19 protein-coding genes and 1 pseudogene are annotated in these 26,388 nt (G+C 71.5%); 15 read left to right on the forward strand and 5 right to left on the reverse strand.

Features of this window, described 5'->3' with window-relative positions:
* Nucleotides 1-475: 475 nt before the first annotated feature.
* Nucleotides 476-1,672: a hypothetical protein gene (locus AB0B96_RS20870; protein ID WP_362900881.1), complete on the reverse strand. Its 1,197-nt coding sequence runs from the start codon at nucleotides 1,670-1,672 to the stop codon at nucleotides 476-478.
* A 248-nt stretch (nucleotides 1,673-1,920) separates the two neighbouring features.
* The gene (locus tag AB0B96_RS20875; protein WP_362900883.1) at nucleotides 1,921-3,216 is read right to left on the reverse strand and encodes a hypothetical protein; all 1,296 of its coding nucleotides are present in this window, start codon (nucleotides 3,214-3,216) and stop codon (nucleotides 1,921-1,923) included.
* A gap of 135 nt (nucleotides 3,217-3,351) precedes the next feature.
* Here AB0B96_RS20875 and AB0B96_RS20880 point away from each other — a divergent pair, with 135 nt between their 5' ends.
* The 12 genes from AB0B96_RS20880 (at nucleotide 3,352) to AB0B96_RS20935 (ending at nucleotide 16,868) form a co-directional block, all read left to right on the forward strand.
* On the forward strand, nucleotides 3,352-4,350 hold the full coding sequence (locus AB0B96_RS20880) for an ABC transporter substrate-binding protein (RefSeq protein WP_362900885.1): 999 nt from the start codon (nucleotides 3,352-3,354) through the stop codon (nucleotides 4,348-4,350).
* Entirely contained in the window at nucleotides 4,347-5,342 is a 996-nt protein-coding gene (locus tag AB0B96_RS20885; protein ID WP_362900887.1) for an iron ABC transporter permease, read from the forward strand. The genes AB0B96_RS20880 and AB0B96_RS20885 overlap by 4 nt, the downstream gene beginning before the upstream one ends.
* Nucleotides 5,339-6,424, forward strand: a complete 1,086-nt coding sequence (locus AB0B96_RS20890; protein ID WP_362900889.1) for an iron ABC transporter permease — start codon at nucleotides 5,339-5,341, stop codon at nucleotides 6,422-6,424. The genes AB0B96_RS20885 and AB0B96_RS20890 overlap by 4 nt, the downstream gene beginning before the upstream one ends.
* Nucleotides 6,425-6,466: 42 nt before the next feature.
* Nucleotides 6,467-7,354, forward strand: a complete 888-nt coding sequence (locus AB0B96_RS20895; RefSeq protein ID WP_362900891.1) for an ABC transporter ATP-binding protein — start codon at nucleotides 6,467-6,469, stop codon at nucleotides 7,352-7,354.
* 43 nt (nucleotides 7,355-7,397) lie between these two features.
* On the forward strand, nucleotides 7,398-7,508 hold the full coding sequence (gene amiA, locus AB0B96_RS20900; protein WP_362900893.1) for a streptamidine family RiPP: 111 nt from the start codon (nucleotides 7,398-7,400) through the stop codon (nucleotides 7,506-7,508).
* Between the two features lie 83 nt (nucleotides 7,509-7,591).
* On the forward strand, nucleotides 7,592-8,440 hold the full coding sequence (locus AB0B96_RS20905) for a hypothetical protein (protein ID WP_362900895.1): 849 nt from the start codon (nucleotides 7,592-7,594) through the stop codon (nucleotides 8,438-8,440).
* A gap of 14 nt (nucleotides 8,441-8,454) precedes the next feature.
* Complete coding sequence (locus AB0B96_RS20910) at nucleotides 8,455-10,011, forward strand: CocE/NonD family hydrolase (protein ID WP_362900897.1); 1,557 nt, start codon at nucleotides 8,455-8,457, stop codon at nucleotides 10,009-10,011.
* A complete protein-coding gene (locus AB0B96_RS20915; RefSeq protein WP_362900899.1) occupies nucleotides 10,008-11,435 on the forward strand; it encodes a YcaO-like family protein in 1,428 nt (475 codons plus the stop codon). The genes AB0B96_RS20910 and AB0B96_RS20915 overlap by 4 nt, the downstream gene beginning before the upstream one ends.
* A 13-nt stretch (nucleotides 11,436-11,448) precedes the next feature.
* Complete coding sequence (locus tag AB0B96_RS20920; RefSeq protein ID WP_362900901.1) at nucleotides 11,449-12,858, forward strand: hypothetical protein; 1,410 nt, start codon at nucleotides 11,449-11,451, stop codon at nucleotides 12,856-12,858.
* Nucleotides 12,855-14,576: an ATP-binding cassette domain-containing protein gene (locus AB0B96_RS20925; RefSeq protein ID WP_362900903.1), complete on the forward strand. Its 1,722-nt coding sequence runs from the start codon at nucleotides 12,855-12,857 to the stop codon at nucleotides 14,574-14,576. Before AB0B96_RS20920 ends, AB0B96_RS20925 begins: the two co-directional genes overlap by 4 nt.
* A 16-nt stretch (nucleotides 14,577-14,592) precedes the next feature.
* Complete coding sequence (locus tag AB0B96_RS20930) at nucleotides 14,593-16,320, forward strand: ABC transporter ATP-binding protein (protein WP_362900905.1); 1,728 nt, start codon at nucleotides 14,593-14,595, stop codon at nucleotides 16,318-16,320.
* A gap of 419 nt (nucleotides 16,321-16,739) precedes the next feature.
* Nucleotides 16,740-16,868 carry a hypothetical protein gene (locus AB0B96_RS20935; protein ID WP_362900907.1) on the forward strand — a complete coding sequence of 43 codons (129 nt, stop codon included), beginning with the start codon at nucleotides 16,740-16,742 and terminating at the stop codon, nucleotides 16,866-16,868.
* Here the strand turns inward: AB0B96_RS20935 and AB0B96_RS20940 are convergent.
* From AB0B96_RS20940 to ftsH, 3 genes and pseudogenes are all read right to left on the reverse strand, one after another.
* A pseudogene (locus tag AB0B96_RS20940) lies at nucleotides 16,867-17,138 on the reverse strand (transposase); the annotation flags it as partial. The gene AB0B96_RS20935 and the pseudogene AB0B96_RS20940 sit on opposite strands and share 2 nt — an antisense overlap.
* A gap of 167 nt (nucleotides 17,139-17,305) precedes the next feature.
* Complete coding sequence (locus AB0B96_RS20945) at nucleotides 17,306-18,646, reverse strand: phosphoribosyltransferase family protein (protein WP_362900909.1); 1,341 nt, start codon at nucleotides 18,644-18,646, stop codon at nucleotides 17,306-17,308.
* Nucleotides 18,647-18,767: 121 nt separating this feature from the next.
* The gene (gene ftsH / locus AB0B96_RS20950; RefSeq protein WP_362900911.1) at nucleotides 18,768-20,675 is read right to left on the reverse strand and encodes an ATP-dependent zinc metalloprotease FtsH; all 1,908 of its coding nucleotides are present in this window, start codon (nucleotides 20,673-20,675) and stop codon (nucleotides 18,768-18,770) included.
* A 441-nt stretch (nucleotides 20,676-21,116) separates the two neighbouring features.
* On the opposite strand from ftsH, the gene AB0B96_RS20955 reads away from it, so the two are divergent.
* The 3 genes from AB0B96_RS20955 to AB0B96_RS20965 all read left to right on the forward strand — a co-directional run bounded on the left by AB0B96_RS20955 (nucleotide 21,117) and on the right by AB0B96_RS20965 (nucleotide 26,379).
* Nucleotides 21,117-22,610, forward strand: a complete 1,494-nt coding sequence (locus AB0B96_RS20955; protein ID WP_362900913.1) for an AAA family ATPase — start codon at nucleotides 21,117-21,119, stop codon at nucleotides 22,608-22,610.
* Nucleotides 22,611-22,798: 188 nt separating this feature from the next.
* Entirely contained in the window at nucleotides 22,799-25,447 is a 2,649-nt protein-coding gene (locus AB0B96_RS20960; RefSeq protein WP_362900915.1) for a GNAT family N-acetyltransferase, read from the forward strand.
* A gap of 257 nt (nucleotides 25,448-25,704) precedes the next feature.
* Nucleotides 25,705-26,379 (forward strand): pyridoxamine 5'-phosphate oxidase family protein, encoded by a 675-nt coding sequence (locus tag AB0B96_RS20965; protein WP_362900917.1) that lies wholly within the window; start codon nucleotides 25,705-25,707, stop codon nucleotides 26,377-26,379.
* The last annotated feature ends 9 nt before the right edge of the window (nucleotides 26,380-26,388 follow it).

Below are 26,388 nucleotides of genomic sequence, written 5' to 3' on the forward strand. Positions count from 1 at the left end.
TGCCGTGCCACTCGCAGAAGGTACGGAACCTGTAGTCACCGCCGCAGGCCTCATCGGCGATGATCCAGCCAGCAGGCACCCCGGCGACCAGGGCGCGCTCCAGCATGGCACGCGATGGCCGGTTTGATGGCGAAGGTGACCTCGTCCGGGGTGCTCGCGAGCAGGGATGGTGGGAGCAGTCTTGCCGGTCGTGAAGGCCACTCCCAGACTGGCGCCGACGGCGATACCGATGCCCATGGCCAGGTTGCCGAGTGCGACTCCCAGGGCGGCACCGACGGCGATGCCCATGAAGAGTCCTGTGGCGACCTGCTGCGGGATCTCACCACCGTATACCCCGAGCCGGCCACACTGGCTCGCCTTATCCGAGGGCGTCAACACCCGCGCGGTCCCGGACAAGGTGGGTCGCGAGACGGAACAGGCGGCCCCCGCCGAAGGGCTCGACGGCGGGCAGCGGGTTGCCCCGTGGCCTTTCTGATTACCGGCCGATCCTGTCAGGAATGTCCTGGCCAGGAACAACAACGGTGAGCGCGCCGCCACCGTTGAGCGAGGTCGGTGTGGTGATCGTGCCGACGACCCGGCCCAGGTCCGGAGAGATGACGGAGATCTTGCCGGTGCCGCCGCCGGTCACGTAGGCCAGCGCGCCGAACGGGTCGAGCGTGATGCGACGCATCTGGGCCTCCCACGGCGACTGTCCCACCGCTGGGCCACCCGGCAGGGAGGGTAGTCGCACCTGGGTGGTGACCTGGCCGGTCTTCACGTTGGTGAAGTACACCTGGTCGGCTGCGAGCTGGTGGAGGACGTATCCCGCGTACCGGTCGGACAAGGCGTGCCGGAACATGAAGCCGTTTCCGAGCGCCGCGCTCGTGGTCGCACCGGTCTCGGGCATCACACTGAGGGCGTCGTTCCGCCAGTTCTGCCAGTCGTCGCCGGGCCTGTCGGAGGTATAGGTGATCAGCTTCTCACGGGTCACGCGGACGTAGCTGGCGCGGCCCGGCGTCGGCCAGGCGACGGTCCGTACCCGCTGAAGCTCGCCGTCGACGACCCGTGCGGTTTCCAGGCCGGCGTCCGTGGCGCCCAGTACCAGCCCGTTCGCGTGGGAGGCTTCGCCGTGCCCGTTCGCCCCGGTGGGCAGCGTGCTCGTGGGCTCCAGATGTGCTCCGGGATTGGCGATGATGTCGGCGATCGGGTAGGTCTCCAGTTCGCCGTCGCCGCGGTGGACCACCGTGTCGCCGCTGACCATGATGCCGGGGTGCGCGCTGTCGACCTCGATCGTGGACGACCGGTAGTTCTGCAGATCGACGACGGTCAGCAGGCCGTGGGCCTCCTCCTCGTGCTCCTCCTCGCCTTCCTCGTGGTCGTGTTCCCCTGCCGCCGCCACCACGGCGTAGCGGCCGCTCTCGTCCACGGCGAGGTGGGTGGCCTCGCCTTCGGGCAACTCGGCCGTACCAACGATCCTGGGCATGCCGCGGGTCTGTAGTGCGACCAGTTCGTGGTTCGCCTCGTCGACGAACAGCAGCCGTCCGTCTCGCAGCGGTTGCATGCCGGAGTGGTCGGCGAACCTGCGGCCGCTGATGGTGGTCAGCTTCCTGTTCGACGGGATCGCGTAGACATGCACGCTTCCGGCGGCCGCGTCCGCGACTACCAGCCTGGCCTCGATACTCTGCTCGGCCATAACGGGTTGGACCTGCAAGGAAAGTGCCAGTAGGGCCGCGGTCGCGGCGACGACAGTGCGGTGACGCATGAGACCTCCGAAGAAGGAAACACTGCTCATTGAATACGAAAATCATTATCATTAACCCTTTTGTCCATCAAGGGTTAGAGGTGATCGACGGTTCTTCCGATCGGGTACGCCTCCCCGGTGCCCCGCATCCCGACCGGGTCGGTCACGCCGCTTGAGTGGAAGCCGTACGGCAGCAACGCTCAGCGACCGACGGCGTCCCCCGGCGAGCCGTCGTCGGTCGCGATCAGAGCCATGTGGCCGCCTTCGTCGAAGGAGGTGGGCAGGTGGAGCGTGTGCAGTTCCGCACCGGCCGACAGGTCGATCAGGTGGATCTGCCCGTGGCCACCGCGGGTGACCGCAACCAGGGGAGCGGTCGGAGAGGCGGCGACGGCGCGGCGTTGCACGCCGTCCCAGGGCGTGCCACCCTTGCGGGGAGCGCCGTCCATCGGCGGTAGCGGGACGCGGGCGAGGACGGCGGGGTCGTCGGCGCCGACCACGATCAGCTCGTCCCCGTCCGGGTGTATGCGGGTGAAGACGACCCGATCGGCACAGAAGGCCAGCCGGAAGACCAGACCTGGACCGAGGGGCACCCGGCCGGTGGTCTCGTCGTCCAGGCGGTGCCACCACGCGTCGTTGGTCCACAGCGGCCACTCCCCCGGCTCCTCCGGTCCGCCGCGCACATTGCTCCACAGGGTCCGGCGTGCCGGATCCAGCCGCAGGTAATAACCCCGACCGCCGTGATGTCCAGGAACGTCCCAGGGCAATGGAGGCTCGGCGACCAGGCCGGCGTCGCTGAGGCGGGCGCGGTGCACACCACCGCCAGTCGCGGCAAACACCTGTCCGGTCGCCGGATCCGCGGCGTCTCCGTGTCCGTCGTCGGGCAGAGGGAGCCGGATGAGGGGTTCGACCTTGGGGCAGCCCGGAAGCGCGTCGAGGAGGTGGGAGAGCCGGTGGGCGTGTAACGCCCCGGGCATGCGATGCCGCAGCAGGACGAACAGGTCATCGGCAGCGGCAGGCTCTTGCGCGTTCGCCGGGGCGGCGCGGCCGGGGATTACCGTGACGCCCGGTTCACCGATGCGGGTCCGCACCCGTACCGCCCAGGGCCGGACGGCCTCCCCCGGGCCGCCGCCCGTCCGCGGGTCCAGGTCGACGATGGTGAGGAGGTCGCTCCACGGTTCCCAGGAGCGGCCGCAGCCGCTCGTCACCACTACGAAGCGACCACCGGGATCGGCGGCCATGTGTTCGGCGGGAACAGCTACCGGCGCGCTGGCCACCACCGTCGGATCGCCGGTTCCGGCGGCGAAGGGGGCGAGGACGACCAGCTCGCCGGCGAGATCGTCGACGAAGGCGACCCTTGCGTCCGCCAGGTGCAGGAATCCGGCGTGCTCGGCCGGATGGCGTCCGTGGAGCCGGGTCAGGACGCGGCCGGTGCGCGGCTCGATGACGTAGACGGCGCCGGCGACGTGGTCGGCCGCGACGAGTCGCAGGGATGTCACGGAATGCTCCAAGGGGGTCGAGTATGCAGAAGTAATGAAAACCATTATCATGTCGGGACATCGTGTGGAGGGGCACCCCTTGCCCGAACGGCCTCTCGACCGATTCGTCCCGTTCCCCCTCGCGAGAGAGAACCCATGAGCATGCCCCGCACCTACCGTCGCCTGTCACGGCGCGCCGTCGCGCTCGCCACCGCCGCCGTGCTGCTGGTCGGCTGCGGTGGAAACGCGAACAGCGGTCCCGCCTCCGGGGCCGGCACGGGAAGCGCCTTTGGCGACGCCGCGCAGCTTCCACCGGTTCAGCCGGTCGCCGACGCCACGAGCATCACAGATGTGCGGGGGAAGAAGGTCTCCGTGAAGCGCGTCCCGGAACGGGTCGTCTGCCTGTTGGCCCTGTGCGACGACATACTCACCGAGCTCGGCCTGGTACCGGCGGCTACCAACTCCGCGCTCCTCGCCCATCCGCAGTTCCTCGGCAAGGAGAAGGCACAGCAGATCCCCGTCATCCCGGGCGGTTTCATCAGCCCCGAGGTGGAGGCGATCCTGTCCCACAAGCCGGACCTGGTGATCGGCCTGGAGGACACGCACGGAAAACTGGCTCCCGCGCTGCAAGGCGCCACCACGTTCTGGGCCATGCAGCCGACGACGTGGCAGGACAGCGTCGCCTACCTGCGCGACCTGGCCGCGCTCACCCACCGCGGAGACGAGGCGGTCGCCGCCGAGCAACGCCTGCGAGACAAGCTGGCCCGAGCCGAGAAAGCCAAGAGCGACAAGACAGCACTGATCGTCTTCGGCAGCGACGAGAACTTCGGCGTGGCCACGCCGGGCGGAGACGTGGCGGCCGGGATGTTCCCGCGGATCTGTGACTATCCATGGGAAAACCGCGGCATCGAGGGCACCTACAGCCTGGAGGAGATCCTGGCACGCGAGGTCGACGTGCTCTTCGTGGAGACCATCGCGTTCGGCGCGCCAGAAGAGAAGCTGTCGGAGAAGATGGCCGACAACCCCCTGTGGTCGCAGATCCCGGCGGTCAAGAACGGCAAGGTGATCGAGGTCGACCCGGAGGTATGGGCCAAGGGCCGTGGCACCCGATCCCTCGGCGTGGTCTTGGACGAAGCCACGGCCCACCTGCGATGACGCGGACGGCCGTCCTGGCGACCGGGCTGCTGGCCGCCGCCGCGCTGTGCGCGCTCTGCCTCGGCACGCCCACCATCTCGCCGTCCCGGCTGGCCGGCGTGCTGAGCGGTGGGGTGGCGGACGGGTTGGTGGCACTGGTGGTGAGAGAGGTCAGACTGCCCCGGCTGCTGCTGGCGCTGGTCGCCGGCGGCTGCCTGGGGGCGGCCGGCCTCGTGATGCAAGAGGCACTGCGCAACCCGCTGGCCGTTCCCGAGATGCTCGGGGTGTCCTCGGGGGCGGCACTGGGCGTCGCCGCTCCGCTGGTGCTCGCGCTGTCCCTGCCCGGCTGGTCCTATCCGCTACTCGCGCTGGCGGGAGCCGGACTTGGCGGGGTCGCGACGCTGGTCGCCGCCGGCTTCGGCCGGAGCCCTTCGGCGGTGCTGCTGACCGGAGCCGCCGTGGCGGCTGCGCTCCAGTCCGCGCTGCTGGTGCTGATGGTGATGGCCGACCAGCTCGATCTTCAGGTGATCTTCCGCTACCTGCTGGGGAGCCTGTCCGGCCGTACCTGGGAAGCGTGGCACGGAATCTGGCCGTGGCTGCTGCTGGCCATTCCGCTCGTGGTGCTGTGCGCCCCGATGCTGTCGGTGCTGCGGCTCGGCGACGAGGACGCCGGCGCCCTGGGGCTGCGGGTCCGGCATGCCCGACTGGGGGCGCTGGCCGTCTCCGTGTTGCTCATCGCCCCCGTGGTGGCGGTGTGCGGCCCGGTCGCGTGGGTGGGTTTCCTCGCCCCGCATCTGGCGCGGCGGCTGCGTCCGGACGCCGACGTGGTGAGGTGGCTGCCCTGGGCGGTGGTGTGGGGCGCGGTGATCACGGTGTGGGCGGACCAAGCCGCGCGTCTGGTCTTCATGCCGGTGGAGACTCCTGTCGGAGCCTGGACGGCCCTGGTCGGGGTGCCCGCAGGAGTGGCACTGCTGCGCGGCATCCGTACTGAGCAGAGGGCGGGTGCCGGATGACGCTCGTGAAGCGGTCCTCGCGCACCGCCCTCACCACGCCCGGCGCGACACCCTCCTGCCGAGGACGGCGGCGCCGATCCGCGCTGATCCTCGGGGTGCTGCTGCTCGCCGTGCCCCTGGCGGCCATGGCGGATCTGGCGGCGGGACGCGCGCTGACGGTGGTCGAACTGTGGCAGGCGCTGACAGGCGGCACGGTCGACCCGATCGCCGACCACCTGGTCTGGCAGGTCCGGCTGCCCAGGGTGCTGGTCGCGCTCGGAGCCGGGACCAGTCTCGGCCTCGCCGGGCTGATCCTGCAGGCGGCGTTGCGTAACCCGCTGGCGGCGCCGGAGGTCACCGGGGTCACCCCCGGCGCGGTGCTCGGCGCGGTCGCGGCGACGGGACTGGGTCTGGCCGACTGGACGTCACCGGCCGCGGTCATGATCGCCGCGGTCGTCGGTGGCTGCGGCGGCGCGGGCCTGCTGTGGCTGCTGACCGGCCGGGCGCGATCCGATCCCGCCGCCACGGCGGTGCAAGGCGTTCTCGTCTCGGCTGTCTTGGGCGGGCTGACGGCGGTGCTCCTGCTGGTGGTGCCGAGTGAACTGGGCAGCTTCGTGCAGTGGATGGTCGGGACCACGGAAGCCCGGACGTGGCAGCACTGGGTGCTGCTGTGGCCGTGGGCGCTGGGCTGGGGCCTCGTCGCCTGCCTGACCTCGGGCCCGCTGACGCTGCTGCGTTGCGGCGAGCAGGTGGCGGAGGCGGCCGGTCTGGCTCCGGCGCGGGCGCGCGGCTTCGCGCTCCTGTGTGCGGTGGCCCTCACCGCGGGCGCGGTGGCCTCGGTGGGAGCGCTCGGGTTCGTCGGACTGGTCGTGCCGCACGCGGCGCTTGCCCTGCTTGGAGCCGATCTGCGGCTCACGCTGCCGGGCGCGGCACTCACCGGCGCCGTCGCCGTCGCCGGTGCCGACGCGGCCGCCCAGTGGCTGTCCAGGGTGGTCACCGCCTGGGGAGCCGATCACGTCAACGTCCCGGTCGGCGCGGTGACCACCTGCGTGGGCGCGATGGTGCTGCTGTTCGTCGCCCGACGGCATGCCGTCGATCCGTGATCTCACGCCGGGATGTCCCCATGCGAACAAGGAGTGCAGACCGTGTCCGAACTGATCGACGATTCCGGCACCGCGACGACGACCCCGGCAGCAAATACGGAAGCGGATCCGGGCGCCGCCGTGCTGGACATCGATCGGGTGACCTTCGGTTATCCCGGCCGGCGCGTGCTCGACCAGGTCAGCCTGCGGGTCGGAGCCGGCGAGTTCGTCACCCTGGTCGGCCTCAACGGCTGCGGCAAGAGCACCCTGTTGCGACTCGCGGCGGGAGTGCTGCGTCCCGAGTCGGGACGGGTGTGGGTGGACGGCGCCGACATGGCACGGACTCCTCGCCGCGCCGCCGCCCGTAAGGTCGCCCTGCTGCACCAGTCAGCCCCCGCCGTACCGGGACTGACGGTACGGCAGTTAGTCCGGCAGGGCCGGTACGCCGTGCGGGGCCCGCTGGGGATGCTCCGCGTCGGCGACGACGCGGCGACCGTTCGCGCGATGCGGGACGTCGGTGTGCAGGAGTGGGCGGACCGGCCGGTGGAGACGCTGTCCGGCGGTGAGCGGCAGCGAGTACGGTTCGCCCTGGCCCTGGCCCAGGACACGCCCGTCCTCCTGCTGGACGAGCCGACCACCTATCTCGATCTGCGGCACCAGCTTGAAGTACTGCAACTGGTGGCCCGGTTGCGCGAGGAGCGGCGGTTGACCGTGCTGATGGTCCTGCACGACCTGGATCTCGCCGCCCGCTTCGCGGAGCGCTTGGTGGCGCTGCGGGACGGACACGTGGCGGCGGACGGGCCGCCGGACCGGGTGGTCACCTCTGAGCTGCTGCGGGATGTCTTCGGTATCGAAGGCAGGGTGGGCCGTGATCCCGAGCGCGGATGGCCAGTCTGTTATCCCGACCGATCCATCCCTGTTGATATTGATAATGGTTTTCACTATCATTAGTACTGATATCGACAGATATCGCAGTCAACAGTCAGGAGGAACCATGGAGCAGCAGGTCTTCACCCCGATCTCCGAACAGTCCCACCTCCCACACCTGTCCGCGACCCACTCCAACGCCCTCGTCGAGAACCCCTTCGACGACGACCAGGAGTAAACAGCACCGGCGGGCCCGTCCGGAGATGCTTTCGGGCGGGCCCGTCCCTGTCCCCAAGCAGCCCCGGCGCATGAGGAGGAAACGTGTCAAGGCCCCAACTCGCCCCCGGCGTCGAGATCGTCATCACCAGCGGGCAGCCACCTGCGGTCCGGGCTCCCGACGGAGAGTTCCTGCGCCTCAACGCCTCTCCCGAGGCCACGGCGGAGCTGCTGCGACTGCTCGGCCCGGCCACCGCGGCGACCGGCGGCAGCTCGGACCGGCCCGCGAGGCAGGAGGTCGAACGACTGCTGGGCGCCTTCACCGACGCCGGCTATCTCGACGCGCCGCCGTCGTGGCCTGCAGACCGCGCCGACGTCCTCGTACTTGGCGACGAACGGCTGACATCCCCGCTCACCGAGTTCCTGTCGGCAGAGGGGGCTCGGCCCCGTCCCGCTACCCCACGAGACGTCACGGCACTCGCCGGAGCATCGGCATCCGCCACATCCGACGTCGTCGCAGTGGTCTGGTGCCTTGACCGTCCCGCTCCTCCGGGACTGTGGGAGGACGCCGACCGGCTACCCGCGCAGGGCATCGCCTGGGCTCGCTGCCATCGTGAAGGCTGGCAAGCCTGGATCGAACCGATCGCCGCCGCCCCGGGCGACGTGCTCGCCGCCCACGTGGCCGCGCGCCGCCTTGCCGCCACCCCGGCCCATCACGAACTGGCCGCCTACTGGGCAGGCGACTCCGTCGGCGGCCCGCACCCGGTCACCGGAACCGCGGCTGCGGCCACCGTCGCCGCTCTCGTCGCCACCGACCTCGCCAGATGGGCCCGAGGAGAGCGCCTGCCCGATCGACGGCGCCTGCGCAAGGTCGACCTGCGGGATCTGCAGGCCACCGAGCACTGCGTGCTGCCCGTCCCACGCGTCGCCCCGATCGGGCCACGCCGCACATGACTCCCTCTTCCGGCATGGCGGTCGCCACCGGCGACGACGCGACCCTGGCAGCAGACTTCTGCCTGCCGGATGGGCCCGGACCGTTTTCCTGCGTCCTGATCCGCACCCCGTACGACCGGCGCTCGCACGCCGCGGAGCTGCGCTCCTGGGCACGACGGGGTTTCGTCGCGGTGGCCCAGGACGTACGCGGTCGACACGGTTCCGGCGGCGAGTGGCACCCCTACCTCAACGAAGCCGAGGACGGCGCGGCCACCGTGCGGGCACTGCGCCGGCAGCCATGGAGCAACGGCGTGATCGTCGCCTGTGGCGCCTCCTACGCCGCCCACTGCGTACTGGCCATTGCACTGCACGCCGACCCCGCGGTCCGGCCCGACGCCGCGATCGTCGCCGTACCGGCGCTCGGTCTGGCGGAGACCGCGCGCGAGGCGGGCGGTGCCGAACGGCTGCTGGCGAGAGCGGGGTGGTGGGCCGCCCACGGTGACCGTCCGGACAGCGACCCGTCCGAGCTGGACCGGGCCCTGGCCACCGACCCCGCCCTGCTCGACCACCTGCCGGTGCTGGATCTGCCCCGGCGGCTCGGACGCCCGCTCCCCTCCTGGAAACGGCTCTGGGACGCGCGGCGCTCGGGCGACCCCGCCGGAACCGTCGGCAGTGGTACGGGAGCGGGCGACAACGGAGCGCGGGCCGAGTCGGGAACGATGCCACTGCTCGCCGTGGGCGGCGGTCACGACCCGTTCGTCACCGAAACGATGGCGCTGTGGCGGGCTTGGGGCCGCCGAGGCTTGGGGGCCGCCCGGCTGCTCCTCGGTCCCTGGGGTCACACTCTCACCGCTTCCCCCGGCCGGATCTCTGGCCAGGGCCACCGGCTGGCACTGGGACCGCTGTACGTGAGGTTCGCGCAGGCCGCACTGGACGGCACGCTGACCGGGCGCCGCGGCGCCGTCGCCCTGGAGGGCACCGGCCAATGGCTGTCCGCCCAAGAGCTGGACCACACGTCCACCCGCGTGTGCATGGACGGCGGGGGGACGGGTCTGCGAGTACTGCGGGGGACGGAGTTCGTCGCGGATCCGGAACGTCCGGTGCGGTCGGACCGCCTCGACGTCCCCACGTGCGGGCCTCCTGACCGGTTCCTGGCCGCTGGCGAGCCGCTGCCCGGCATGCTCGACCTGGCCGGGGAGGCCGAGGTCCGGATCCTGGCCACGGCGGACACCTTCACCGCCGACTGGGCCGCTCGCCTGGTCCTCATCAGTCCCGAGGGCACCGCCGAGCCACTGGCCACCGGGATCACGCGCAGACAGGCACCGGTCGGGGCCCGGGCCGTGGTCGAGATCCCGCTCGGCCCGCTGTTCCGCCGGCTGCCGGCGGGAGCCCGGCTGCGGCTGGAGGTGGCGGGCCACCACTTCCCCGCCCATGTCCGCAACCCCCACACCGGACGCGACCCGCTGCGCACGACCGTCCTGCAGCCCTCCCGGCGCACCATCGTCCCGGGCGGCAGCCACCTGCTGCTGCCCGTCCTCGCCCAGGCCGCCATCATCCGATCCGTCGACCCAGCCGAGGAGATCACCAGGTGACCGCACCCACCGAGACCACCACCGCTCCCGTGCACCGCACCGGCGCCACGCCCGCGCATCCTCTTCCGGTGGACGCGCTGGTCGACCCGGTCTGCGGGCTGATCCGGTCGGTGGCTCCCGTCGCGTACCCCCCGGAGACCCCGGCCCGCTACGTGGCGATGACCGCCGATGTCAGCGACGCCCGCAGGTTCGGAGCATGGCCGGCCGACCGTGTCGCCCTGGGCACCACCTTCGGCGATCCAGAAGGAGCCCGCATCGCCGCTATCGCCGAGGCGGTGGAGCGATACTGCGGCAACCGGCTCCCGCCCCCCGGCGAACCGGACGCTCCGCTGCGGGCCACCGCGGCCGACCTCTCCGGGCGGAACCATCTCGCCCCGGCCGAACTACCCGCCTACGCCGACTGGCAGTACGACCGGCCAGGCTTTCCGTACCGGCGGTTCACCGAGGCCACCGAGGCGCTGTGGGCGCTGGGCACCGAGCAGTCACCCGACGGCGGCGAACGTGACTGCCTGGCCCCCGTAGCGCTGACCCATCTCAACTGGCGGCAGGGCGAGCTGACAGCCCTGCCTCGCACCCACCACCTGAACTACGCGGGTATCGCGACCGGCGCCGGTCTCGCCGACGCCGTCGAACGCGCGCTGCTGGAAACCGTCGAACGCGACGCCCTGGAACTGTGGTGGCACCTGGACGGCCCCACCCGAGGTATCGACGTGGACAGCATCCCCGGACTACCGGCCGACCTCGCGGGGTCGCCGCTGCGCACCTGGGTGGTGGAGATGCCGAACGAGTTCGCCCCCGCCATGGCCGCCCTGGTGTACGACGCCGATCGCGAGCTGTATGCGGCCGGGTTCGCCTGCCGGTACGACCCGGCCGAGGCCGCCCGGAAGGCCGTCCTGGAGGCGGTGCACACGTGGGTCTTCACTCAGGGCCTCACCCACGCCGGCGGATGGGTGTTCCAGGCCATCGACGCCGGGATGCTCGCGAAGGGCCTGTATCTGGACCACCGGGCGGATCGCCGTTACCTCGACGACGCCGGGGAGAACTTCGCCCGCGTGCGCGACCTGGGCGCCCACGTCCAGGTCTGGCTGGACGACCGACTGGCCCCGCTGGCGCGGCGTTTCACCCACCCTGTACGGACGGTGCCGATCGACCAGGTCGTCGCGGGTTCGCCGGAGCGGCTCCGCGCATGTCTCGCCGCCGGCGGCCACCGCGTCGTCACCTTCGACCTGACCACGCCCGATGTGGCCGAGACGCCGCTGCGCGTGGCCCGTGTCCTGGTCACCGGCCTGGTTCCCAACGCCCCCGCCGCGTTCGCCTACTACGGCTGCCCGCGTTTCTCGCAAGCGGCACTCGCCCGGGAGTGGCGTGCCACCGCTCCGACCGGCCCCGGCGACTTCACCCTCGCCCCGCCCCCACACATGTGAGGGGTGGTCGAACATGAACGCCACCTCCACCGACCGGCTGGTCGCCGAGGCGATCGCCGAGGCTCGTTCCACCCGGCCGGTCGGCCCGCACACCCCCGCGGGCCCCACCAGAGGGCGCTGGACCGGTGAGCCGACCGATGCCGGGGCCGGCGTGGGCGACATTCACCTGGGGCGCCTGCTGATGTACTCCTTGGCAGCCGGACCGGCCGGACTCCGGGCAGAGCCGCTCAAGCCCGGCGGCGACCACGACGGCGTGACCGCGGCGCGGCTGCGACCCGTGGCTTCCGCAGGCGGGCTGCACCCGGTCAACGTCCATCTGCTGGTCGGCAAGGGGTGTTCGTTGCCGCCAGGGCGCTACGCCTACGACCCGCTGAAACATCGGGCTCGCCGGCGCGGCCCCGCCCCGGCGGCACCGCATGGGATCGTCTTCGTGCTCACGGTCACCGTCCAGCGAACCGTCTCCTATTACGGCCACCGAGCTTGGCCGCTGCTGCTCCTGGACACCGGACACGCAGTGGCCGCCCTCGCCATGGCCGCCCTCGCCCACGGGCACCGTGCCCGGTTGACGTTGAACGCCGACATGACCCTGTTGGCTGCGGCCGCCGGGCTGCCCGCGCCCGACCGGTGGCACGCCGCCTGGGTGGACACCACACCGGAACATCCGCTGGCCGCCGTCCACATCGCAGTCCGCGCATCAGACGGTGAGTCCGGCCACGCCGCCCCGTGCCCGCTCACCGCCTGGGCCGCCGAGCCGCCGGGGACGCCGCCGGCAGCCGGCCCCGCACCGAGCCCGGCCGGACATCGGGCCGGAGCCGTGCTGGCCGCCCTGTGCCGCACCACCTCCCCGACCACATGGCGGGCCGCCGAACGCCCCTTTCCCTGCGAGAACCCGTCATTGAGACAGGCCATCGCCGACCGCCGCAGCGCGCCACCGCCCCTGACCGGACAACCGGATTCCGGCGCCCTCGCCGCCGTGCTGTCCACGGCCGGCCGCGCCCGCGCGTACGACCTGTCCTGGTGTGCTGCCGTCGGCACGCCCCCGGGCCTGGTGACCGCCAACGCCTCGGAGCCCGGAGCGCTCCGCCCCATCGCCAGTGGAGAGGCGCGGCCCACGCTGGCCGGGTGGGCTGCCGGGCAAGGCTGGCTCGCGCACGCCGGAGCCGTACTCCTGGCGGTGGGCGCACCGGATTCGGCTTCCACCGAGCAGATACGCGTGGAGCATCTGACCGCGGGTTACGCCACCGCCTGCGCCGAACTCACCGCGACCGCCGCCGGTCTGCGCACCCGGCCGATCGGCTCCTGGCAGGCCGCCGACCTGGGAGCCGCACTCGGCGGCCCGGGCGGGCAGCGACGGGTCGTCCACGGTCTCGCGCTGGCTTCCCCCCGCCCGCCGTCCCCTCACTCCCGGAGCGATCGCCGATGATGCTGCACCCGGAGCTGCTGCGCGCCGCCCGTACCGCGCCGGCGGCGCTGTCGCGAGCCACCGCGTTGCTCGCCGCGGTCACCGCCGCTCACATCACCCAGGCGGCGCTGCTCGCCGCCACCCTCGCCGACATCGCCCGTGGCCGCACCGACCGGCTACCCGTACTGCTCGCCTTGGTAGGCGCCGTGCTGTTGCTGCGCGCGGGCCTGATCAGATGGCAGCGGCTGGCCGCCGCCGACGCCGGCGCGCGGATCCGATTGGAACTGCGTGACGAACTGCTCGTCCAGCTCGGGCGTCTCGGCCCGGCCCACAGCACCGCCGCCCGCGCCGGGGCGCTGCGCGCGACCGTGGTCGACGGCGTCGAAGGGGTCAACACCTACCTGTCGCGCTACCTGCCGCAGTTCGCCGTGGTGTGCCTGGTCACGCCCGCGCTTCTGACCTGGATCGCCACCATCCACGCGTGGGCCGCCGCCGTCCTTGCCGCCGCTGTGGCCGCGGCACTCCTCATCCCCCGGCTGTGGGACCGCGCGCTGGCCAAGCGCGGCAAGGAGCACTGGGACAGCTACGAGGACGTGGCAGCCGACTATCTGGAAGCGCTGCAACAGATGCCCACCCTGCGCGCCACCGGAGCCGTTCACCGTAGGCGTCAGGCATTGGAGGACCGGTCGCGCCGGCTGCACCGGGCCATCGTCGCCAAGCTCCGGGTCTCTCTGGTCGACACCGCCCTGACTGACCTCGCCATCCAGGCGGGCACGCTCGGCGCGGTCCTGCTGGCCTGCTTCGCGGCGGCCACCGGCCGCGCCACCGGCGCCGAGTCCTATCTGCTGCTCATGCTCGCCTCCGAGTGCTTCCGGCCGTTGCGCGACCTGTCCAGGGAATGGCACGCCGGATACGTGGGTCTCTCCGCCGCCGACGGCATCGCCGCACTGCGCACCGCCCGGCCCGCCGTACCCGATACCGGTACGCTCGCGCCGTCGTGGCCCAGCGCGCCGACGCTGGCGTTCGCCGACGTCCGTTTCGCCTATCCGGGCGCCGGCCGTCCCGCCCTCGCCGGGGTGGGGTTCGACTGCCCGGCAGGCCGTACGACCGCACTGGTAGGCCCGTCGGGCGCGGGCAAGTCCACGCTGCTGGCGCTCCTGCAACGCCATCACGACCCCGGTGCGGGGGCGGTGACGCTCGGCGGGATCGACATCCGCGACCTGTCCCTGGCCGCGCTACGCCGTACCGTGGCCGTGGTCTCCCAGGAGACCTATCTCTTCGCCGCCTCCATCGCCGACAATCTGCGCCTGGCGGATCCCGACGCCACCGACGGGCAGCTCATCGCCGCCTGCAGGGACGCGGGCATCCACGACGAGATCACCGCGCTCCCCGACGGGTACGCGACCGTACTGGGAGAACGCGGCGCGACCCTCTCCGGCGGGCAGCGGCAGCGCCTGGCCCTCGCCCGCGCCCTGCTCTGCGACGCCCCCGTCCTGGTACTGGACGAGGCCACCAGCGCGGTGGACGAACACCGCGAACATCAGATCACCCAGGCGTTACGCCGCGCCGCGCACGGCCGGACCTGCCTGATCATCGCCCACCGGCTGGCCGCCGTCCGGGACGCCGACCGGATCGTGGTCCTCGACCATGGTCGGGTCGACGCCGTCGGCGACCACCGGACGCTGGCCGTCGCGGGTGGCACCTACGCCGCCCTGGCGACCGCGGACCTGCACAACTGACCCGCCGAGGAGTGCCATGAATTGCCGACCGCCCACCCGGCGCGTCCTGCGCGGCCTGCTCCCCGCGCTACGGCCGCACCGCCGGATGGTCGCCCGTACCATCATCTCCTGCCTGGTCGACCAGGTCGCCCTCGTCGTCCTGGTCACCTGGCTGGCCCACACCGCCGGACGGGCCGTCATCGAGCACGCCGCGCCTGGTCCCGGCACCGTCTGCGGTCTCGGCGGGCTGGTGCTGCTCCGGGCCGTGGCGACCTGGCGGCAGATGGACCTGTCGCACGACCTGGCCTACCGGGTGCTCGCCGAGCTGCGGGTACGCATCTACGACGGTCTGGCGCGCAGCGCCCCCGCTCGCATCGCCGGTCGCCGTAGCGGCGACCTGGCGGCGACCGCGATGAACGACATCGAGACGCTCGAGTTCTTCTACGCCCACACCATCGCTCAACTGCTCGCCTCCGGAGCGGTCTTCGTCTCCGGTACGGCGGTGCTCGGCCTGGTCGATCCCTGGCTGGCACTCGCCGTCCTGCCCGCAGCCGCCGCGCTGATGGCACATCCCCTGCTCGGCGACCGGGGCCGCACCCTCCGAGGGGAACGCGTCCGCACCGCCACGGCGCGGCTCTCGGCCGATGCCGTCGACACCGTGGACGGCATCCGGGAACTCCTCGCCCACAACGCCCTGGACCGCCGACGCCGGCAACTCGCCGACGCCGGCCGCCGACTGGCGTCGGCACAGCGCGCCGAGGCGCGCCACGACGGCGCCTTCCTCTCCGTTCAGGACATCCTCGTGGTGGCGGCCCTGATCGGTGTGGTCACCGCCCTCGGGACCGCGGGCGGCGGTCCGCATGGGGCGTGGGCTCCCGCCGCGCTGGCTCTGGCCGTCTCGGTCCTGGCACCGGTGGCCGCCGGCGCCGACGCCCTGCGCCAGGCAGGCAGCCTGCGCGCCGCCGCCGCGCGGGTGAGAGCCGCGATCGACGCCCCGCCGACCGCCCCGCCCGCGGCCCGCCCGGCTGCACTTCCCGACGGTCCGGTCGGCGTACGGCTGCGCGACCTCCACTTCTCCTACGGCGACGCCCCCGTGCTGCGCGGGGTGGATCTCACCATTTCCCCGCACCACACCGTCGCCCTGGTCGGAGCGTCCGGAGCGGGGAAGACCACCATCGCCCACCTCCTGGCCCGCTTCTGGGACCCCACGGAAGGCACCGTGGAGCTCACCACCGCCGAGGGCCCCGTCGACCTGCGCGACCTCACCGACGATGACCTGCGCAGCGCGGTCGCGCTGGTCGGCCAGGACGCCTCCCTCTTCCACGGCACCCTCCGGGACAACCTCCTCCTGGCCGCACCCGACGCAGATGGCGCCCTGCTGGACCGCGTCATCGGGCAATGCGGCATCGACCGGATCGCCGCCACCCTGCCCAAGGGCCTGGACAGCGTCGTGGGAGAACGCGGCGCCACGCTTTCCGGCGGTCAACGAGCCCGTGTCGCGCTCGCCCGTGCCCTGCTGACCAATCCCAGAGTGCTGATCCTCGACGAAGCGACCGCCCACGTGGACACTGTCGGCGATGCCGAGCTCGCTCGACTGCTCGCCGGATGTGACATCACCACGATCGTCATCGCACACCGTCCTGCCACCATCCGCCGCGCCCCCCAGATCGCCGTCCTCGACAACGGCCAGGTGGTGGAAGAAGGCACGTGGGACACCCTCACGTCAGACGCCGGCAGCCCCCTGAGCCGACTCCTGAAACCCTGAACTCCGGGCTGAGCGGGAACGACCGAGGTCCTTCCAGCGGCCGGCGACCGTCGTATGTGACGGCCCCTCGAGATCGCGGTCGGCGCCGAGCACCGCCTGATCCACGAGTTGCCCCGCTTGAACGCCGCGACGGTGCGCACCGACCCGTACGGCCCCGTGCTGGCCCACGCGCCCCACCCCCTCCACGTCCGACCTCCACCTCCGGTCGGCGTGCGAGCCTGGCGACCCGAGGAAAGGAAACGGGTGTGCACCCGGAGCCGGACGATCACAACCGGCGTTCAGCGGCTCCGGGTAAGAAGCGGTGGCTCACTCGCTCAACGCTCAAGCAGGCAGCGCCTCACCGTCACCTGTCGACGTCTGAACGTCGACGTGCTTGATGCTCGGCGTGCGACCTGGCCCTGGACACCGCCGACGCGGTTGTGACCCGCGACGACCTGACCACCGTCCCGGCCGTCATCGCCTTGGCCCGCCGGGCCCGCCGCCTCGTCCTGGCCAACCTCTGCATCGCCGCGACGTTCATCGTCGTCCTGGTCGCCTGGGACCTGTGAGGAACCCGGTCTCATCGACGATCACCCCCCCCCGTTGGTGTCACCGAGGTACTCCACCACATACGCTCGCAGGTCGTCGCGGACCGCGTCGGCGTCCCAGGCCGAGGAGTTCAACAGCCGCTGCATTCCCTGCGGGCCGTCATCGCCTGCCGCCTCGGCCAATTGCCAGCCGTTCCTACGTTCAACCGGCGCCAGGAGGCCGAGCAGGCAAGCCCGCGCCCGTTGACGCGGCTCGGCCCGCCCGAAGCGGCCCGCCACCCGCGCGAACATCTCCGCCAAGCCCGCCCTCCACGCCTGAAGGTCCTCAGCGGTCACCGCACTCGGCATACCGCCAAATTAACCAATCGTTGTAGTACTAGAGGTCAAGGTCCCTCAGACATCCGGGCCGGACACGCCGAGCGGCACGGCTCGCCCCGGCGAGCCGGCTGTGACGGCTCTCAGCTCACCGGTGGCCCGAAGTGGCGGGCGAACCACTCCTGCGCGAGAGCCGCGACGCTCTCCAGCGTTCCTGGCTCTTCGAACAGGTGACCGGCGCCGGGGACGATCCGGAGCAGGTTCTCGCAACGCAGCCGTTCCTGTGCCGCCCTGTTGAGGTCGATCACCGCCTTGTCGCGGCCTCCCACGATCAGCAGGGTCGCCGCCCGCACCGCCGGAAGTCGCGGACCGGCCAGATCGGGCCGCCCACCCCGGGAGACGACGGCGGCGACCTCGCAGCCCGGCTCCGCCGCCGCCCACAGCGCGGCCGCGGCTCCGGTGCTCGCCCCGAAATAACCGATCGGGACGCCCGCCACCTCAGGCCGATCCCCCAGCCAGCCGGTGACCCGGACGAGTCTTTCCGCCAGCAACCCGATGTCGAACACGTTGCCCCGGTCGAACTCCTCCTCGGGGGTGAGCAGGTCGAACAGCAGCGTCGCCAGACCCGCCCGGTTGAACGTCGAGGCCACGTACCGGTTGCGCGGGCTGTGGCGGCTGCTGCCGCTGCCGTGCACGAACACGACCACCCCCGCGCAGCTCTCGGGAACGACGAGTCTGCCGGGCAGCCGGACCCGGCCGGCGTCCACCCAGACCTCCTCGGCGGGACCGGGAGGATCGTCTCCCCGCGCGTGCTCCTCACCCCTGCCGCCCCAGGCTTCGGCCCGCCGCAGCAATTCGATCACCTCCTCGTCGCTGCCCTGGGTGAAATCGAGGTACCAGGCACCGATCGCGTAGAAGGCGTGCGGTGTTCGCAGGCAGACCACCTCGTCGGCGACCTCACGCAGGCTCTCGATCGTTCCCGGCGCTCCGACCGGAACAGCCAGCACCACTCGGGAGGCCCCGCGCGCCCGAGCCACCTGGCAGGCGGCACGAGCCGTTCCGCCGGTGGCGACACCGTCGTCCACCACGATCACCGTACGGCCCGTCAGATCCACCGGGGCGCGCTCACCGCGCAGGTGGCGCCCGCGGCGCAGGAGCTCCTCGCGCTCCCGCTCCTCCACCGCGGCCATCTCCTCCTCGGTCAGGTTCGCGCGCCACACGATGTCGCGATCGACGACGCGTACCCCGCCCTCCCCGAGGGCACCGAACCCGACCTCCGGCTGGAACGGCACCCCGAGCTTGCGGACGATGATCACATCCAGTGGAGCGCCGAGGGCTTTGGCCACCTCGAACGCCACCGGCACTCCCCCTCTGGGCAACCCCATGACGACTGTGTTCCCGGCGTTCCCGGCGTTCCCGGCCTCGACGAGCCCGCGCAGTCGCTCGGCCAGCCGCATCCCCGCCTCATGGCGATCGACGAACACCCCGTCCACCTCGCAATCTGCGACACCACGCCCCCGTTCACCGGCGTCGATGGAAAAATCACGTCGGCGGTAGGGCTGAAGGTCCCGATTCACCTCCCCGTATGCGGGAAACGTCCCCCTCTCAGACAGTGACGTCGTCGGCGGCGTTCAGGTCCGGATGCGCCTGCCGCTCGTCGCGCAGCACGCCGCCGACGACGTCACCGTCGACCGTCTCCTTCTCGACCAGGATCGTGGCGAGCCTGTCCAGGGCGCCACGGTGCACTCTCAGCAGGTCGACCGCGCGTTTCTCGGCCTCGCGGATCAGGCGGGCGACCTCCTCGTCGATGACCTGCTGCGTCCGCTCCGAGTACGGCCTGCGCTGGAGCTCCTCACCGTCCTCGCCGAGGAACTGAGGGCCCGCGGGAGAGTAGCCGACCGGACCGAGCGCGGGTGACAGGCCGAAGTCGCGCACCATGCGGGTGGCGATCTGCGTGGCGGCCGCGAGATCGTTGGCGGCGCCGGTGGAGCCCTCACCGAAGACGACCAGTTCCGCGGCCCGGCCGCCCAGCCGCACGGTGAGCAGGTCGGTGAGGTAGGTCTCGCTGTAGAGATGCCGTTCGGCCTCGGGCAGTTGCTCGGTGACGCCGAGTGTCAGGCCGGCGGGCAGGATGGTCACCTTCGCGACCGGGTCGGCCTGCTCGCACAGCGTGGCGAGCAGGGCGTGCCCGGACTCGTGCACGGCCACCGAGTGGCGTTCCTGGGGAAGCAGCGCGTTGGTCGTCTCCCGCCGTCCCAGCAGCACCCGCTCGCGTGCCGCGTCGAGGTCCCTGGCGTTGATGGTCGTGCGGCCGGCCCTGACCGCGTTGATCGCGGCCTCGTTGACGAGGTTGGCCAGGTCGGCGCCGGAGAATCCCGGAGTGGCACGGGCGATCACGCCGAGGTCGACGTCCGGGGCCAGATGCTTGCCGGCCGCGTGAACGGCCAGTATCGCCGCGCGTTCGACCTGGTTGGGCAGCGGGACGGTGACCTGCCGGTCGAAACGGCCGGGACGCAGCAGAGCGGGGTCAAGGGTCTCCGGCCGGTTCGTCGCGGCCAGGACGACGATCCCGCTGCTCTGGTCGAAGCCGTCCATCTCCGCCAGCAGCTGGTTGAGCGTCTGCTCGCGTTCGTCGTTGCCGGCGATCGCCCTGCCACGCCGACCGCCGATGGCGTCGATCTCGTCGATGAAGACGATCGAGGGGGCGCGTTTACGCGCCTCGTCGAAGAGGTCGCGGACTCGTGAGGCGCCCACGCCGACGAACATCTCCACGAACGCCGAGCCGGTGACCGACAGGAACGGCACGGCCGCCTCTCCGGCCACCGCCCGGGCGATGAGCGTCTTGCCCGTTCCCGGAGGACCGACCATGATCACTCCCCGGGGTGGTTTCGCGCCCGCGGCCGCGTACCGATCGGGGGCGCGCAGGAATTCCACCATCTCGCTGATCTCCTGCTTGACGCCGTCGTAGCCGGCGATGTCGCCGAACCGGGTCGCCGGCCGCTGGGCCTCGATGATCTTCGCCTTCGACCGGCCGAAACCTCCCATCCCACCGGCCATGGACTGCTGCGCCTTTCTTCCCATCCAGCCGAACAGGGCGATGAGCAGCACCAGCGGCAGAAAGCCGACCAGGAGCGAGATCAGGGAGTTCTCCGCCCGCGTCGCGGTGATCTGGACGTGATTGGAGCGAAGCTGGTCCTCCAGCCGGGTGGCGTTGAGCGCGGTGGGGATCTGGCTGGTGAAGGTGGCGCCGTTGTTCAGCGTGCCCGACACCGCGCCCTGATCGTCGATCGTCACCGCCTTGACCTGTCCCGTGCTCACCTTGGCGACGAAATCGCTGTAGGGGTACGACGCGCTCGACGGCCCGGTGAACAGCAGGGGCACCAGCAGCCACAGCGCGACGATCAGCATGCCGATCGTCGGCAGCCAGCGCCGCCAGCCGGTGGGTGGCGGAGACGACGAAGGGGGCGTCGGCGGCGGCTCGTTCGGCGGCCCGGGCTTCGCCTTACCGGTCATGTGCCGACTGTGCCGGCCATGCGGCCGGATTCGCGTGATCACCACCTGGCCTCCCAGATATGCCCCTCACCTGCCAGTTTTCAGCCACCCGGCAGGGATCGTGCAGGGTCTAAAGACCCGAAATCAGGACATAAATCCTTTTTGGGTAGGCCGCGAGCAAGGCGAGCGGCAGACACATCCGTCCCGCCCACACCGTGTTTCCCCACGCCCCCTCGCACCTCTGCCCCCTCTGTGCACTTTGGTGCTCTTTGATGGCCTTTGCTGCCTCCCTGTGCCGCCCTGACCGATCGTCGGCGGCCGCGTCACAGGTCGCGACCAGGGGAAGGACTGGGAGATGGGGAGTCCGCCCACCCGCCCGAGATCACCTCAACGGCGGATCCGGCCGTTCAACCGGGGTTTCGGTCATCCGAGGGGTGGAGCTGAGCGTGGAAGGCGTTGCCGATGGGATCGTGGGCGCAGATCAAGGAGACGCACATCGCCGTCGTGCTCCTGCTCGGAGATCGTGTTTTCAAGCTCAAGAAGCCGGTGGACCTCGGCTTCCTGGACTTCACCACCCGTGAGGCCCGGCGGGCCGCCTGCCTGCGGGAGGTGGAACTCAACCGCCGGCTCGCCCCGGACGTCTACGAGGGGGTCGCCGACGTACTGGGCCCGGACGGAGAGGTCTGCGATCATCTCGTCGTGATGCGGCGCATGCCCGAGGAACGCCGTCTCGCCGTCATGGTCCGCCTGGGCCAACCGGTAGAGGAGCCCCTGCGAAGCATCGCGCGGATGATCGCGAGCATGCACGCCCGATCCCCCCACAGCCCGCGCATCGACCGGAGCGGGGAGAGACAGGCACTGCGGTCCCGCTGGAACGCGAGCTTCGACCAGATCCGCGCGCTTCCCGACGCGGTTCTCGACCCCGAGACCGTCACGGAGATCGAACGGCTCACGCTGCGTTTCCTCGACGGCCGCGACCCCCTGCTCACCGCCCGAGTCGAGGAGGGCCGCATCGTGGACGGCCACGGCGACCTGCTCGCGGAAGACATCTTCTGCCTGCACGACGGGCCGAGGATCCTGGACTGCCTGGAGTTCGACGAACGGCTCCGCTTTCTCGACGGCCTTGACGACGTGGCCTTCCTCGCCATGGACCTGGAGCGGCTCGGGGCACCTCGCCTGGCCGAGACCTTCCTGCACCACTACATCGAGTTCACCGCCGATCCCGCCCCGCCCTCGCTCTGGCACCACTACGTCGCCTACCGAGCCTTCGTCCGCGCCAAGGTCGCCTGCCTGCGGCAACGGCAGGAGGACTCCGGCCCGGCGCGAGAGGCCCGGCAACTCGCCGAGCTCACACTTCGCCACCTGCGAGCGGGGGCGATCTCCCTGGTCCTCGTCGGCGGAGGTCCGGGAACCGGCAAGTCGACCCTGGCCGCCGCCCTCGCCGACCGCCTCGGACACACGCTGCTGAACAGCGACCGCGTTCGCAAGGAACTCGCCGGCATCGCGCCGGAACAACCGGCGGCGGCCCCCTTCGGCGAGGGCATCTACGATCGCCGGCGCACCGAGCGCACCTATGACGAGTTGCTGTTTCGAGCCGAGAAGCTGCTCCAGCGGGGCGAGCCGGTCATCCTCGACGCCTCCTGGATCGACGCCGAGCACCGGACGGCGGCCGAGCACCTCGCCCGGCGCACCTTCAGCGACCTCGTGGCGCTACGCTGCACCGCCCCTCCACGGATCACCGCCGAGCGGCTCGCCCGGCGAACCGGCGGGGTGTCCGACGCCGATCAGGCGATCGCCGCGACCATGGCGACGAGGACGGCGCCCTGGCCGGAGGCGACCGAGATCGACACCGGCACGACCGTGGAACAGGCACTTGAACGGGCCCTGACAGCGATCCATCCTCCCTCGGCCGTCGTCGCCCGGCGGTTCCGGCGCCCCCAGATGGAACCCGGCTGAGGACGCCGTAAAAGAGCCGTAGAAGAAGGGACCCGAATGATCGGTACCCGTCACCGGGCACCGTCCCGGAGCCCGGTGACGGTGATTTCGACAGTGATTTCGCCGGTGACTCCGCGGGTGACCTTCGGCCGGGCGATGGGGCCGAAGGACCCCTGACAGGCGGCGGAGCACCGGGAAAGGCTTGCTTCATGTCGATCCTGGACGAATGTGACGCACTCCTTCGAACCGGGGAGATCGCCCACATCAGACCGCTGCGCGACACGGACCGCACGGCCCTGCACGCCCTGGTGGACCACACCTCGGAGAAGTCGGCCTACCTGCGGTTCTTCGCCGGAGGTCGCGCCACGGCCCACCTGTACATGGACCGGCTGACCGGCCCCGGCTACCGCGGGCACGCCCAGGTCGCCCTCCTTTCCGGGCGGCTCGTCGCGGTCGCGGAGTACATCCCCGACGAGAGACGGCACAGCGCCGACGTGGCCGTCCTCATCGACGACCACGTCCACGGCCGTGGTCTGGGTACCCTTCTGCTGGAACGCCTCGCGCTCGACGCCGCGGCCCGGGGGGTGGGCGAACTGGTGGCCGACGTGCTCACCGGAAACGGGACGATGCTGAAGGTTCTCTCCGACCTCGGTCTCACCACGACACGCGAGTTCACCGGCGACGAGATACGCGTCCGGATCGACCTGCGCCCCACGGACGCGCTCACGGCCGCGATCGAGCGGCGCGACCACGAGGCGGAGCGCGCCTCGCTGAGGCGAGTGCTGTCTCCCCGCTCGATCGCCGTCGTGGGAGCGAGCCGCGAGCCGGACCGGGTGGGGCATCGGCTGCTGGGAAACCTGCTCGACGGCGGATTTCCCGGCCCGGTCTACCCGGTGAATCCGAAGGCGACTCACATCCTCGGCCTCCCCGCCCATCCCGACCTGTCCTCGATCGGCGAGCCGGTCGACCTGGTCGTCGTGGCCACGCCCGCGAACGCGGTCCTGGACGTCGCACGCCAGTGCGCCGGCCACGGCGTGGCCGGGCTCGTCGTGGTCAGCGCCGGCTTCGCGGAGACCGGCCCGCAGGGAGCGGAGCGCCAGGCCGAACTGCTGCGCATCTGCCGTACCGGAGGGATGCGGCTGATCGGCCCCAACTGCCTCGGAATCGTGAGCACCGGCGCCGCCCTCAACGCCAGTTTCCTGCCCCATCCTCCGCTGCCGGGCGCCGTCGCGCTGATGTCGCAGTCCGGAGCGGTGGCCGCCGGGCTCGTCGCCCGGGCCACCACGCTCGACATCGGGATCTCCTCCTTCGTCTCGGTCGGCAACAAGGCCGACGTCAGCGGCAACGACCTGCTGGAGTACTGGGAGGACGACCCCCAGACCACGGTCATCGCCCTGTACCTGGAGTCCTTCGGCAACCCGCGGAAGTTCGGCAGGATCGCCCGCCGGGTGGGACGGCACAAGCCGATCGTCGCGATCAAGAGCGGCCGCAGCACCTCGGGGGACCGGGCCGTACGCTCGCACACCGCCGCCGCCGCGACCCCGGACGTCGCCGTCGACGCCCTGTTGCGCGCCGCCGGAGTCATTCGCGTCGACGGCATGCAGGAGTTGCTGGACACCGCACGGCTGCTGGCCACCCAGCCGCTGCCCGCCGGAGACCGGGTGGCGATCGTCGGCAACTCCGGCGGGCCACAGGCGCTCGCCGCCGACGCCTGTGAACGTCACGGCCTTCTCGTCCCGGAACTGTCGCCCGGCACCCAGCGACGGATGCGCTCCGGGTTGCGCCCGGCCGCCGCCGTCGCCAACCCGGTCGACCTGACGGCCGACGGGCAGGCCGAGGAGCTGGAGTTCGCCGCCTTGGCCGCGCTGGAAGACCCGGAGGTCGACACCGTGCTGATCGTCTACACCCCGCCGTTCGGTTCGGGTACCGAACGCACCTGTGAGGCGATCGCACGGGTAGCGAGTTCGGCGAACAAGACCGTCGTCGCCTGCGTGGTCGGCCGTGACGGGACGACCGGCCCGGTGCCCGTGTACGCCTTTCCCGAGCAGGCCGTGCAGGCGGTGAGCCGGGCCGTGGCCTACGCGCGGTGGCGCTCACGTCCGGTCCTGCCCTTCGTCCCTCCTGCGGGGACGGATATCCAGGCGGCACAGGGACTCGTCGAGGAAGACCTGTCGCACCATCCTCAGGGCCGCTGGCTCGACCCGGTGACGGCCGCCCGGCTTCTCGGCTGCTACGGGGTCGCCGTGGCGGAGTTCATCAGGGCGGACTCTCCGCAAGAGGCCGCCCTCGCCGCCGCCCACCTCGGATTCCCCGTCGCGCTGAAGGCGACGGGACCGGTGCACAAGAGCGACGTCGGCGGCGTCCGGCTCGGGCTGCGCACCTCGGCGGAGGTTCGCGGCGCCTACCGGGCGATGAAGGACACGGTCGGCCGGGAGATGACCGGCGCGATCGTCCAGCCGATGGCCCCCGACGGCGTGGAGATCATCGTCGGCGCGGTCCGCCACCCCTCCTTCGGTCCTCTGGTCATGGTCGGCTTGGGAGGCGTGAGCGCCGAACTGCTCACCGACCGCGCCTTCCGCAGTCCCCCGCTGAGCGGCCAGGACGCCGCGGAAATGATCCGGGAGCTGCACTGCGCCCCCCTTCTGTTCGGCTACCGGGGGCGTCCGGTGGCCGACACCGTCACCTTGGAGGATCACATCGTCAGGGTGGCGAAACTCGCAGAAGATCTTCCCCAGATCGCCGAGCTGGACCTGAACCCGATCGTCGTCGGTCCCGCCGACGCCGTCGTGGTGGACGTGCGGATCCGGCTGGCCCCGGCCTCACCCGTCCCCTCCCCTCTGCGCCGCCGGCTCCGCTGAGAACCGGCACGCGATCAGCAGACGACCGGCACACTACCGGCAAGGTCACCTGGCCGTGGCGCACGGGACTTTCGGCCCTGTTACCGCCCCTGCCCGCGCCATAGCGTTCCCAGTGAAGAGATTCCCCGAAGGCCGGCCGCCAGAGCCCGGCGTCGCATCCGACGTGGCCGTCCTACGGGGGGAGGTTCGAAAAACACCGCGACGGCATGAAAAGCCCGTCTCCGCGGACGACACCCACCTTGAAAGGGGAAAACCCCATGGCTGAACGCCTCGCCGCTCCCGGTGACCTCGGCCGCCGGATCACCCGACGACGTGAAAGCCTCGGCCTCGACCGGGAAGAACTGGCGAAGCGCGCCGACATCAACCCCTCCTACCTCGCCTACGTGGAGCAGAGGGCGGCCGCCCCCGCCATCGAGACCATCGAGCGCCTGGCCTCCGCCCTGGACACCAGCACCGCCGAACTCCTGGGAGGGACCGTCGACCAGCCCCCCGGGCAGGGACGAGCCGCACTTCACCCTGAGCTGAAGCGCCTGGACGCGAAGGAGTGCCTGCGGCTCATCTCCCCCGGCGGGGTCGGCCGGCTGGCCTTCGACGACCTCGGCGGCCCGATGATCCTGCCGGTCAACTACGTCCTGCACGAAGGCTGCGTGATCTTCCGTACCGCCTTCGGCGGCCCGCTCGACGAGAGCCTGAGGACCGGCGTGAAGGGGGTCGAGTTCAAAGTCGCCTTCGAGGTCGATCGGATCGACGACGCCAACCGCGAGGGCTGGAGCGTCCTCATCCGAGGCGGTGTCCATCATGTCTCCACCGCCGAGGAGCAGGCGGCCGTGATGACCCTGGGCGTCCACCCCTGGGCCGGCGGCGACCGCGAGCTCTACGTCAAGATCACTCCTTCCGAGATCACCGGCCGCCGTATCCTGCACGGCCCGTGATCCACACCG

The organism is Streptosporangium sp. NPDC049046 (assembly GCF_040649155.1).
Taxonomy (GTDB): domain Bacteria; phylum Actinomycetota; class Actinomycetes; order Streptosporangiales; family Streptosporangiaceae; genus Streptosporangium.